At 60.6% G+C, this 11,657-nt stretch carries 10 protein-coding genes; 1 reads left to right on the top strand and 9 read right to left on the bottom strand.

All coding sequences use genetic code 11. The features are described 5' to 3' along the window. Positions 1 to 3 precede the first annotated feature (3 nt). The 8 genes from A2J01_RS20330 to A2J01_RS20300 form a co-directional block, all read right to left on the bottom strand. Positions 4 to 642, bottom strand: coding sequence for a hypothetical protein (locus A2J01_RS20330; RefSeq protein WP_047269211.1), 639 nt, complete (start codon positions 640 to 642; stop codon positions 4 to 6). Further along, on the bottom strand, positions 639 to 965 hold the full coding sequence (locus A2J01_RS35905) for a hypothetical protein (RefSeq protein WP_125053000.1): 327 nt from the start codon (positions 963 to 965) through the stop codon (positions 639 to 641). Before A2J01_RS35905 ends, A2J01_RS20330 begins: the two co-directional genes overlap by 4 nt. Before the next feature lie 107 nt (positions 966 to 1,072). Beyond that, a complete protein-coding gene (locus A2J01_RS20325) occupies positions 1,073 to 1,636 on the bottom strand; it encodes a hypothetical protein (protein ID WP_064113441.1) in 564 nt (187 codons plus the stop codon). 12 nt (positions 1,637 to 1,648) lie between these two features. Then, positions 1,649 to 4,642 (bottom strand): hypothetical protein, encoded by a 2,994-nt coding sequence (locus A2J01_RS20320; RefSeq protein ID WP_064113440.1) that lies wholly within the window; start codon positions 4,640 to 4,642, stop codon positions 1,649 to 1,651. 28 nt (positions 4,643 to 4,670) lie between these two features. After that, positions 4,671 to 7,712 carry an ATP-binding protein gene (locus A2J01_RS20315; protein ID WP_064113439.1) on the bottom strand — a complete coding sequence of 1,014 codons (3,042 nt, stop codon included), beginning with the start codon at positions 7,710 to 7,712 and terminating at the stop codon, positions 4,671 to 4,673. Next, a complete protein-coding gene (locus A2J01_RS20310; RefSeq protein WP_143542724.1) occupies positions 7,709 to 8,272 on the bottom strand; it encodes a hypothetical protein in 564 nt (187 codons plus the stop codon). Before A2J01_RS20310 ends, A2J01_RS20315 begins: the two co-directional genes overlap by 4 nt. A 42-nt stretch (positions 8,273 to 8,314) precedes the next feature. Continuing rightward, positions 8,315 to 8,632, bottom strand: coding sequence for a hypothetical protein (locus A2J01_RS20305; protein WP_064113437.1), 318 nt, complete (start codon positions 8,630 to 8,632; stop codon positions 8,315 to 8,317). 53 nt (positions 8,633 to 8,685) lie between these two features. Next, entirely contained in the window at positions 8,686 to 10,338 is a 1,653-nt protein-coding gene (locus tag A2J01_RS20300; protein ID WP_197494262.1) for a conjugal transfer protein, read from the bottom strand. 250 nt (positions 10,339 to 10,588) lie between these two features. Between A2J01_RS20300 and A2J01_RS20295 the strand changes: the two genes are divergently transcribed. Continuing rightward, complete coding sequence (locus A2J01_RS20295) at positions 10,589 to 10,954, top strand: hypothetical protein (protein ID WP_064113435.1); 366 nt, start codon at positions 10,589 to 10,591, stop codon at positions 10,952 to 10,954. A gap of 145 nt (positions 10,955 to 11,099) precedes the next feature. Here the strand turns inward: A2J01_RS20295 and A2J01_RS36500 are convergent. Then, positions 11,100 to 11,657: hypothetical protein (locus A2J01_RS36500; RefSeq protein WP_197494261.1), on the bottom strand; the 558-nt coding region annotated here is incomplete at its 5' end.

Here is an 11,657-nt window from a genome sequence, read left to right as displayed (position 1 = left end):
CACTTACCTGCCCTCGCCAACAGTGGCAGCGGCCGGCGGAGAATCGGACCGGATCTCGACGGCACCTGTCACTTTCGGTTTTCCTGAACGCGACAGGTCCATGTGCACGTCGTAGGTGAGGATCTGTTCCTCTCTTTGGTCAACGCGCTGATCCATCCCGAGAATCAAGCGGCTGATCGTCACCCTTGTGACCGCAGACTTTCCATCCGGACTGATCGAGGTGCTGTCGACGCGCTCGACTCGAGAATCGAACGCCTTACGCTTCTCATTCCATGTCCAGGACCACATCTGGTTCACCGACGTCTGCATCTGTCCCAGAAATTCTGGCGATGCTGTTTCTTGCCAGCGTGCGAACCAGTCATCAGCAGGTTCGAAGTCCCAGGGAACGAACGTGGTCCACCCGACGATGAAACGTTGCGCAGTCGCTTCCGCCGCTTCGACGGAGTTCCCACGGATAGCTGTCGGTGGTGCGTACGGCGGCTCATACTCGTGCGGCGCCGATGGCTCAGCGCTTGTGGTGAAGCCAGGAATTGTTGCGGTGGTCGATGCGGACGACTCCGGGTGGTCCGCAGCTTGGCCGCCGCACGCTGTAAGGAACGCGCCCATGCACGCAATCGCGGCCGCGCGTCTGACGCTACTCATTGGCGTCCCCGTCGTCGGGTGACGCTGAATGCCCCGCGAACGCCACCTGCTGTCAGAGTCAGGACCAGCCATCCAGCTGCTGCCAATGCGACGATGTAGCTCGCGTGCTGCGCGATATCGGAGGAGAATGTCCACGCGGGTGCAATGCCAGCGATCAACGCCAACACGACTACGCGTGTAGGGCGACTTCTCCAAAATGTTTGCGCAGCAACCACGATGCCGCCAGGCGCAGCGGACAGCCAAGTCGCGATCGTCGCTGTAAGCAACTGACCGTACTGACCCCACGTCAGTGTTTTCTCTGGGCTCTTCGGCCTATCGTTCATTCGTACGCACCTCCGATAGCCCTCATTCTGGCGGTCGCGGTTCCGGTGACCTCCCTGCATGCCCGCCACCGCGCGATGGGACCGCTGTGGCAGCGGTTTTCATCCATCTACAAAGCGCCGCCCAGGAGCGCGGCGAGCACGACGACAATCACGACCAGGCCTATGACCATCGGTAACCACCGACTGCTGGGCACGCCGGCTATCGGGGGGAGATTCTGAACGAGTCCACGCAGGTTCATGGGATCGGATGCCCGGGCGTACTTGCTGCGAGTGTCGTCGTTCTCCTCGTCCTCTTCGGTCTGATGTTCTGCGTCCAAGGGCTCAGGTGCGTCCTGCCCGGCGACAGCGAGAACAAAGCCAGGCGGAAGGTCTGCCTCGATAGCGGCGCGTTGCGCCTGCAATACCTCTCGGGCTTGATCCGAGAGCTCCACGAGGGCAGCAGGATCGAGCGCGAGCACGACACGGCTGAGGGCGGTGCCGTCGTCGAAAGTCACCTGCAGTTCAGCCTCACGCGGATCGCTCTCGTCGTAGAAGATGCCGAAGTTCGTTCCGGCTACGGTCAACCCCTCTCGCCGGGTCTGCAGTGCAGCCATACGGGCATGCAGTTCGGTATCTGCGGGTATCGCGCCGTTACCGGGTAGCCGTGAGTCATCAGGGTTGTATTCGTTCATCGCTGCCTACTCTCAGTCGTTCCGGTTTCGAGCGCCGAGCATTGCTTCCCGGTATCCGGCCATGGCCTGCTCATGTGCTTGTCTGGTTTGTGCGCTTCGGACTGCTCTCGCACGAGCCCTGGACCCGGCACCTGCCAGGTTTCCGTCGCTCTGCTGAAGCCATCGATCTCTGGTCGCCGATGGGATTTGTCCGCCGTAGGTTCGCAGTGCCACACCACGGCCCGCATCGACGATGCGTCCGCCGGCTGTTCGCACGCCGCCCACGACTTGTCCGCCCAGCTGCTCGGCACCCGCGACGAGCGGGTTGTTTCGGACTGCAGCACCAGTGGCGGCCGCAGCGCGTCCAGCGCCACGTTTGACGCCTTGGACGACAGGCCGTGACAAGAATTCCGCTGCCTGCGCGGCCGCAGCAGCCTTCCCACCGCCGGGCTTCGTAGCGCTCCCCGACTGGCCTGAGCCTGACGGAGACGTTTTACCGGGGCCGGAAGCATTCGGCCTCGACGGGGACGGTCGATTGGGGCGACGCTGTGCGCGAGCAGGGCTCGCAGTCTCGTCTGTCTCGCCCTCCGCTTGCTTTCCACGTCCCGAACCGCCGCGTCGGCGAGCGGCCGCGGACATCACCGCTGCGGTGCTCAACGCTCCGAGAGCCGCACCTTGGACAGTCGAGGCAGCACCGACTTGTGCAGCACCTTCTGGCCGGGCCGCGGCTTCGATCTTCTTCATCGCAACCCACATGCACACCAGAACGGCGACGCTCCACAGCAGCTTGAAACCTGTAGCGACGCTAGAGGTGAACATGATTCCGAGCATGAACACCATCAACGTGCACAGAACGGAATAGACGGTGGCCATCAGCAGTGCGTAGACGATGTCGTCTATCCAGTTCTTCATCATTTTCGACTTGCCCGGGAACGCCGCCCACACGAGTCTCATCGGCCCGAGGATGAACGCCACCAGCAACATCACGTGCCACCAGAGGGCAATCAAGGACATCGCTGCGATTCCGATGGAAGCGATCACGGTCCCGAAGAGAGCCGAGATGGCTTTCGCGACGTGCGGCATAGTGCCGCTGCCGGAGAACGCTGACAACGCCGCCGCCGCCTCGTCTGGGGTGAGATTCGACTTCCCAACGGGATCGTTGCCGTCAGACCCCGATATCTTGTTCAGGCTCGCGGCTACGGCGTAGGTCGGATCGCAACTGCTGAGGGCTTCGAAGCTGTCATCGCCGTCAAGGCAATCGGCCCGGGCCCGGTCGATCGACGGGCCGCCGGTCTGGGCCAGCAGATAGGACCGCATGTCGTTGCAGCCGCGGTAGTTGTTGTAGCAGGGCAACCCGTCTTCGTCGCCGCTGCGGCTGATGGCCCCTTCACGGGCGATGGGATTGCCGAAGCGGTTCGGCTCGGCAGGGGGAGTGATCGGTTCCTCGCCGGCCTTGCCGAATTGTCCTACGGCCCACGGCTGGTAAACCAATGTTTCTGCGAGAACGCAGGAGGTGAATCGGTGACCAGGGTCGGTTGCTTGCGCGCCCGGAAGTGCTTGCGGTGCCTGGCACATCAGACCCTGTGCCTGCTGGTCCAATGTCCCGAACACGGTGTTGGCGATTGCGCTGCTGAGCGTTCCTCCGATGTGGTCTCCGAGAGAGGCGATCATGTAGAAGCCGTTGCCGTCCGGTTTGGCCCAGGAAGCTACCGCAACACCGCCGTACATGACCCCCGCGACCATCGCCACCATTGCTGTCAGGCCCGCGTCTTGGATCCCCTGGCGCACCCCGCCTGCACTCGCTGCCCGTACTGCCATGGAAATGGCGGCGATGAGAATCATCACGCCCGCCATAGGGATGAAAAAGTAGTTGTATAGATTAGAGACAACGGGTGAAACATTCTGGTACACACCCTGAATCGGGTTCTTCGCCTGCGCATATTCTTTCAAGGCGATAGTCGCCTGCAGGATGTACACGTTCCCCTGCATGATCAGATTCCCGACCATCGTGGAGATCCAGGGCATCATCGCGCACGATTCTTCGCCTTCGGCGTTCAACTGCCAGTTGACCCACTTGACGCCTCGAAGCCCAGAGATCTCGTAGAGCGTGTACGAATCCATCGAATGATCGGTGGCCGTTGCAGCACGGGTGAATTGCGTTGCGTCCTTGGCGAAGTCTGGAACCTCCCGATTCCGGTTCTCGACCTTGCCGAGGTTGCGGTTCGACAAGAACCCTTCTGGACCCGTCCCGATGCCTTGCCCGCCGAGGTCAGGGCGCGTGATCGAGCACACCACGTCAGACATAGCGCCGGATGCGGCGCCACCGATTTTGTCCGAGACCCAACTGATCGGGCTGGCTTCAGCTGGAATCGGATTCGCAACAGCGATGGATCCGAAAAGAACGACCGAGATCAAGCCGTACGCCGTCGCACGGGCCATCCGAGTGACCCACCGGCGGCCCCCTGTGCGCTGTGGCCTTACCCGGGTGCCCTTCCTGTCGCGCCAGAGAACGATCGCGAGAGCTCCGAATGTGCCGACCAGAAAGCCAATTCCAGAAACTGTCGTGCTCGGCCACACCACAGACAGAGGGAAGGTCGCCATCAAGGTGCCGTGCGCTACTGCGACGGTCCATCCGCGGTGCACACCCGGGGAGTGCAACACATACGTAACGGCGAGAACCGCCAGCAAGCTGATCGGGTAAAGGACGAGGAAATCGGTATGCACCATCGCGTACACCGGGCCCACTGCCGCAGCCAGCGACCCGATCAACCCGATCCATGTCAGGGTCGACAACAAAGCGCCGGTCGCCTGGGGTAACCGCCTGGCGCCGTACCAGATTCCTACAGCGCTGCCGCCGACGATGGCGAACGCGACCAATCCTCGTATCCCTGCGATCGAGAGCAGTCCAGCCACGGTGAACAGCGTCGCCAACGCGCCGACCACCCATTTTTCCAGTATTCGGCCGTATCGCGCGAAAAATGGATAGACCGCTGCCGGTGCCTGTGCCACCGTACTCAACGTCACCATGGGTGATCCTGTCGCTCGTCGATCATGATTAGTTGCTCAGGAGTTCAGCGAAATCGTCGAACTCATAGCTGTGGTGGTCGTCGACGTCGGCGACGGCGATCGCCTTTGTACTGACACCGCTCCGGACGTGGTCGCGGGCAAGCGGGTTGATGGACCAGTCCATCGCGTCCGCCGAGATCGGAGTCGACTGCGCGTGGGCTGAGATAGTCGCGTTCGTCTCGGATGCGTTCGCGATTTCGACGAGCATCTGGTCGACCTGAACGACGCTCACCCGATTGTCGACGTCACGCATCACACACACGCCGTTACCCAGGTCGCCGCCCTTGGTGAAGGGCAGCAACCTTTTAGCCAGGGCGTCCCACTCCCCCTCGTTTGAATCCGAACGCTCTCGCAACAGCGCCAACGCCGACTTGGCCTCCGCGGTGCCCTTCTGCATGAACACGAACACTGTTGAAAACTGATTTTGATCAGTCTCTGCGGCGTCGGTCATCGCCTGCTCGATCATCTGAATGTCTTTGGCCTGCTGGGAGATGAACACGACGACAAAGTTCAGTGACCGGCCCTGGCGCAGAGCCCTCGAGATCAGTTCGCGTCCAGCCTGAATCGACGTCACGATGTATGCCTCGTCGATAAACAGAGCCCGAGGTCGACGCCCCCGCCGCTTGGAATGCGGACTGACCGATTCCGTTACGTCACCGAAGAAATTGTTGATCCGGTGCAAGGCTGTGAAAATGGCTGCTGCAGCCTCACGTTCAGTATCGCTCCACTCCGCAGCAGGCTTTTTCGGGTCGGGCGGTGTGAACCGGAAAAGTGTGATGACAGTGCGACGTTTCTTGATGCTTCGGAAGCCAACAGACCTGTCTGCCTGGCCGAACAGCAGACGCGAGTAGGGATTTACGGAGGCACCTTCCAGCCGCGACTTCAACCCTTGGAGGCGTGACAACTCGTGTTTCGCCGGCAGCCGTGACGACCAGTCCGTATTGCCTTCGCCAGCGGCCTCGGAAAGGGTCTCAATTTCTTCGTATAGCGACGCCGACAGTTCCGTCAAGGTCGGAATGTAGCTCTCTCCGCTGCTCTCAGCACTGCGGTAGTGCTCCTTCATCGCATAGAAGCCCTGCTCCAAGCGATCCCGATCCGAACGGTCAGGAATCAGCAACTCGAGCTGCGCACGGGCCAGCGCTTCACCGTCCTCGTAGGTGTCGGTCAAGGCCCACGCGCACAGCATTCCTCGCGGGCCGCCGAAGAGGTCGACAATGTCAGTTTCGTCCCAGAACTCTCGGTTGATCGGCTGAAACTTCGACTCAGGAGTGCCGAGAGTGCCGGCGCGGGCGTGGTTGGCGAAGTCGGGGTCGAGAACTTGCGGACCGAACGAGATGTAGTAGCAGAATCTTTCGATGTCATTCTTCGGGTCGGCGGCCACCACCTGAGTGCCTGACTCTGACATCCAGAAGAACAACATCAGCGCGAGGGCAGATTTGCCGCCACCGGATGCGCCGATGATGCCGATTCCCGCTCCGTTGTTACGTGCGACCTGCACGTGGGGATCGAAGTGCACGACTGCGCCGTTCTCCATGCAGTACCCGATGGCGACGCCGCGCCACCCAAGTACCTGACCGTTGCGGCTCACTTCCACTGCGTCCCCGACGCTTGGTGACGAGTCGAGCCTGGCCAGTGCAAGCGCTTCGAGGTTCGTCCACCGGGTACCGAGGTCGTATCCGAGCGTGTCGTCGCAAAGGTTGACCTTGCCGACGTAGGTCGGATCAGGGTCACCCGGGATCTGCTCGCGCAGAAGCGCATGCTGGATGTTGAGCGGGACGTGCAGGGTGAAGTCGGTGAATGCTGCTTGCACGTCCTGGACGGCTTTGGTGAGTTCCTTTCGGGAGGGGCACGAGATGGTCAGTCGTAATTGCCCGATCATCGCGGGTGTGGGTTCGATGTCTAGTTCGCGTTCGAGGTCCAAGGCGTCGCCAAGCACCTCGGAGAATTTGGCGTCGTCGATTTTGCCTGCGCCACCGCGGTCTGTCGCTTCATCTTTGATGAGTCCGATACGACGTTTCGCAAGCTTCTTCCAGGCCTCTGATGTCATGAGCTTGTAGCGCCAGCTCACCTCGACCTGAAATGGCATCGCACGCAGCGCACGTCCCCATGCGCGGTGATAGTGGAACGGCAGGACGGAGTCGCCATCGGCGATGACTAGGGTCGTCGTGTAACTCTTCCGAGGCTCGTCCGTTTCAGGGAAGGGCTCTGTGATTTCAACGCAGTCCGTCAGATTGTGCGCGTCGAAATCGACGATCTGATCGAAATATCCTGCACGCCAAGGTCGTGTGGACTGATAGTCGCGATCAGTCGGTGGTTGAAAATGTCCGTAGAGGGGTTTACGAGTGAGCCAAACCAGATCAGCTCGCGTGACCAATTCGGCACCGGACGCAGACAGCCGTCCCAACAACGTGTCGACAGCGTCACGAAATGGGTCAAGATCACTTGACCGGAAGTGCTCTTCGGCGACGTGGTCTGCCTTCCCAAGGATCAGCGTCATCGGATCAGACATGCTCGGGCCTGAGAAAGTTCCCAGCCGAATCATCAGGACCCGCCGTGGTTCTGGTGTGGTCTCGGAGATGTGGGGGGCCACTTTTTTGGTCGTCAACGTCTGAAACATTTTCGACGGATCCCACATCGCTCGATCGAGTTCGTCTTCCCAACGGGAGGTGTCGACGGGCTGATAGCGGACCAATTCGTGGCAGATCAGTGATGCGTCGCGGCCTTGTTCAGCTTCGACCCACATGAGGAGTTGCTTGTAGAAATCGGTGGATCGGTCGAATGCGAATTCCTGCTGAGTGCCTGAGGTGAAGTCGTCACTGTTTCCAGGGAGAATCACCCCTGTCCACATGCCGTCACCGATCAGGAACAAGCCGTCCTCTGCGTAACGCACACCGAGACGCTGGCGATCGGTACCCCGTTTGGGGGCCTTCGACTTTTTGCCGCCCTTGTTGGTGAGCCATCGATTCGCGACCCAATAGCTGAGGCCTGCGAGGCAGACTCCGACCAACGCCATGATGATGAGGATCTTCATGGTCGCGTCTCCTGACCGTAGTTTGTTGAACTTGATGTTTCGAGTAATTGATCGAAGGTGACTCGCGCTTTCCGCTTCGGGAAGAAATCGCCGGTACCAACGGGTTTCGGGTCATAGACCGGCCGTTGCAGGGGTGTGTCGAGATTGACCCGCGCCCATTCAGGACGCCAGATGACCGCGGTCCACTCCAACTTTCCGGGGTTCTTATTCGATGTGCCGCCTGAAATCAGGTCGGGATTCTTGAAGATCCTCGCCCAAGACAGCCGAACGAACTGGAAAGGTGATTCGTGGCTACTCCCCCACTTCCATTGGGACAATACATAAGTCGCGGCGAAGACGACCAACGCTCCCACAACAGCAGTGACAAGAGTTTGTCCGATGACGAACCCAATCGGCAGCAGTATGGCGCCAGCTGCCACGGCCACTACTCCAGATACCGCTGCAAGCTGCCCGTCGACACCGCCGATCGACGCAAGGGAAATATCTTTACCTAACTGCCACATGCGGTTTCGGTGATTCATCACATGTGTGCGGTCAAGCGCCTCCCGCCCTTCGGGCATATTCGTCCTCCGCTGCCGTTGTCGTCCGGTTTGATTTCTATGTCACTCGACTTGGCTGTTGCCTGCTCCGCCGCCACCGTTTCCGGGCACCGACTCACCGGCCTCGACCATGTATCCGATGAACAGGGGTCCACCGCCTAGGACCAGGCCTGCGGCGAGCACGCCAAGCAGCTTCTGAATGCTCGATCGCCACCCGCCTTCTTTCGCGGATGCCACGGCGATCATGATTGCGATGACGATCATCATCAGCACGAGCAGGGCGCCACCGATGACCTTCAACATGGTCGATAGATTTCCGATGGAATCGGTGATTCCGCTGGCTCCCTCAGCCACGACCAGGACGGTGCTGTGTGTTCTCATGGAACTTCCTTTCTCCTCTGCCGGCGTCTACCGGAAGTGTTTGTACGACCGGCCTATTCGCCGTCGTTGGATCCTCGGGTCGAGGCAGCGCCGGGCACGAGATCGGTCGCCGATCCCAGGCCGGATCCACTACTCGCTGCGCCCTCACGGTCGACAAGACCCGCGCGAATGTCGGTGACTAGCCACTTGCCCGAGTTTCGGACGACGTCGACGCGGTATCCACTGGCCTGCATCGACTCAGATGCCGGAACATTCCATGTGACTCGAACCTCGGCGACTGCGATGTCCCCGTCTTGGTAGACGATCGCTTGATTCGACGCGGTGTTGGTGGCGCGCGGTGATCTCACCGTCACCTTCTCGATCTGCGGCTTCGTCACGACACCACCCAGACCGGTTCGTGCTCGCGGCCCGGCCGTATCTGCGAGGACGAGATTGAGCTGGCCGGCGTTCGAGGCGCCCCATGCGGAGAAGAACGGAGCCAACAAAGAGTCCTTCACCTGGCCTGCGAGTTGCATATCCTCGGTCAGCTTCGCCTTCGCCGGTGGTGGGTTTTCCAGGCGCATCGGGGCGGACACCCCGACGTCGCCGACTATCCGTAAGTCGTTGCCGGTCTTGCCGGATTTCACCCAGACTGGAACGGACATGGTTTGGTATTGGCCATCCGCCATTGAAACGATGAATCCCAGGTAGGCGGCCTCACCGGTGGCGAATTCCGTGATAGGAGTTACGGTCCCGTCCCACGCGATCATGGTGGGTTCTTGCTGCAGGCCACCTGATGTCCAGCCACATCCGGGTGCGGTTCCCGGCGTTGACATCGCTTTTAGGAGTTGTTCTCGCTTTTTCACAGCTTCGACGTCGCCGTGGGTCAAGCACACTGTGAGGTATTGCTGTGCAAATGCTGTCGCCGCGTTGGTGGGGAAGGTGGTGAGTCGATATGCGGCAGCATCGGAGGGCGAGATTGCGCCTTCGGCCGGCACCGCCGAACGCCCGACGGTGACACCGATGATCAAACCGACAACCGCAACGAACGCGAGGGCTGAGCTGCTGAGCGCCAGCGCTTTCCGGCCGCGGTATCGACTTCCGAGGACACCGGACTTGCCGACTTTGGCGATGTCGAAGTCGACGAGCTGAACTCCGTGTTGGTCGTACAGATCAGGTATTTCGTCTGTTTTCGCTTTGCTTCGAGGTAGCAGCGAGGAGCCCCTACCGAACCAGCGCTTCTTCGTGGGGGCCTTGTCGGTGTTCTCTCCGGTGGCAGCGCTGTCCACAGCGGTGTCGGCATCCGGGTCAGTGACCCGACGGCCAAGGTCGTCGACGAAGATTCGTTTGCCGGCCGAGTCCTGCAGCTCGTTTCCTGCCTCGTCGGACGCTACGAACACTCCGTCGCGGTGATTGAGCATCCACTTGTAGACACGCTCGTCACCGTCGTAGTCCCAGTTCGGGTTTGGTGCGATTGCAGATTCGAGCACGGGTGCCACAACGCTGGCGTGGTCCTTCTCCATACTCGGCCGGTGCATCTCATCCTGCGAAACTGGTTCAGGGCTTCTCCCGAGCAGCTGGTCGACACTGGCCCGAATGGAATCTCGTGCGGGGTTGTACATGCCGTAGATACGACGCACCGGGATCCGCTTGTCGTCGCGTGCGGGATTGAACCCGTCTGGCAGAACAACCGCGAGCCGGCCATCCAGTTCGGCGTCTTGCGACACACTCGCCCCTTCCGTCATGATGAGGCATCACTGCAGGTAAAGGCATGAATTTAGGCCCTCTGTCTGTGATGCAACTCCGATGCTGGAAACGATAGAGGACGGTGTTCCGGTCATCGCCGGATTTTGTAACTGCCATCCCTCATGCAGAGGGGGCGGCTGCGGGTAACACGCGATTCCGAATTCCTTGACCTGCGGTTCTTGCCTGCACGAGGCAGGCTGCCTCGCTTGAGGTGATGCGGCGTGGCTTCTCTTGGCGCTCGTTCTCGGCATCACGCTCGTATCCTTCAACCGCGCGGATTTCGTTCCGACGAACCCGGCGGCCGCGCGGGCTGCAGCAAGCGCATACGACGCGATCAACCCAGGGAGTGAACTTCCGCATGCGATCACGGCAAACGAGGACTGCGCCAACTACCCGGACTACCCGTGCTTCAATCCTGTGAGTTTTGCACTGACAAACGTCATTCCGGCATCGAACTCGAACTTGCGACCTGATTGGACAACGAGCTCACAGGCGTCAGTCCTCGTGACCTGGCGGTTTCCGGTCCTACGGATTTCCTCCTGGATATTCACCGCGATCCTTGTCGCTGGAGTGACCGGATTGCTTCGGAAGACGTGAGGCTGAGCGGGCAACGCCTCATGGAAGACGGCGATCCTCGCAACTGCTGGTGCGCAAGACTTTCCGGCGGAGGGATCGTGAATGGTATGAGATCAGTAGGGCCCAGCGTCGAAGGCCCGGGCCCTACTCGGCAAAGAACGCGAGGTCAGCGATCTCGCGGGTCAGATGCGATCAGGGCATCCCATCCAGCGGGGTCGGGCGCGGGTGGCACATCTTCGTAGACGTCAACGGTGGCGCCGGCATCGTAAGGGTCGGCGTAGAGATCTTCCGGTGGCGGCTCACTAACAGCGGAAACGTCCGCCGTGAACGATGTCGGTCCGGCCTTCGGTGTTACATCCACCTTCGCATCGGAATTGTCGACGATCTGATAGAGAAGCGAATCCGGCTTTGCCAGTTCGGCGTTGAGCCCTGCGCCAAGTTCGCGGGCAGCGTCACGCATCTGTTGGATCACTTCGGGATCAGCGTCGAATGGGTTGTAGCCATGGGCTGCTTCCAGGACTGTCACCATCTCCAGCACCTCGTACCAGTTGTTCGGGCCTTCCGGCGCGGTGGTGTGCACGGACTGCAGTTTCGGATCTTTGGTCACGAACAGCATTTCCCGCTGGTCTCGGTCCAAGGCTTGTGCGGTGCCGACCGGGATGCGATTCTCCTGTTGCTCGGCGCCACGCACCTTCTTCGATTCCGATGCCCCAGTGAACAAACG

The sequence above is a fragment of the Rhodococcus sp. EPR-134 genome, from assembly GCF_001647205.1.
GTDB lineage: Bacteria > Actinomycetota > Actinomycetes > Mycobacteriales > Mycobacteriaceae > Rhodococcus_F > Rhodococcus_F qingshengii.
The sequence above is the reverse complement of the archived record's forward strand: the minus strand, read 5'-3'. Positions and strand labels throughout refer to the sequence as shown.

Coding starts and splice junctions, on each gene's coding strand:
- A2J01_RS20330 (WP_047269211.1), bottom strand. CDS start 642: ATGAGTAGCGTCAGACGCGCGGCCGCGATTGCGTGCATGGGCGCGTTC.
- A2J01_RS35905 (WP_125053000.1), bottom strand. CDS start 965: ATGAACGATAGGCCGAAGAGCCCAGAGAAAACACTGACGTGGGGTCAG.
- A2J01_RS20325 (WP_064113441.1), bottom strand. CDS start 1,636: ATGAACGAATACAACCCTGATGACTCACGGCTACCCGGTAACGGCGCG.
- A2J01_RS20320 (WP_064113440.1), bottom strand. CDS start 4,642: ATGGTGACGTTGAGTACGGTGGCACAGGCACCGGCAGCGGTCTATCCA.
- A2J01_RS20315 (WP_064113439.1), bottom strand. CDS start 7,712: ATGAAGATCCTCATCATCATGGCGTTGGTCGGAGTCTGCCTCGCAGGC.
- A2J01_RS20310 (WP_143542724.1), bottom strand. CDS start 8,272: ATGCCCGAAGGGCGGGAGGCGCTTGACCGCACACATGTGATGAATCAC.
- A2J01_RS20305 (WP_064113437.1), bottom strand. CDS start 8,632: ATGAGAACACACAGCACCGTCCTGGTCGTGGCTGAGGGAGCCAGCGGA.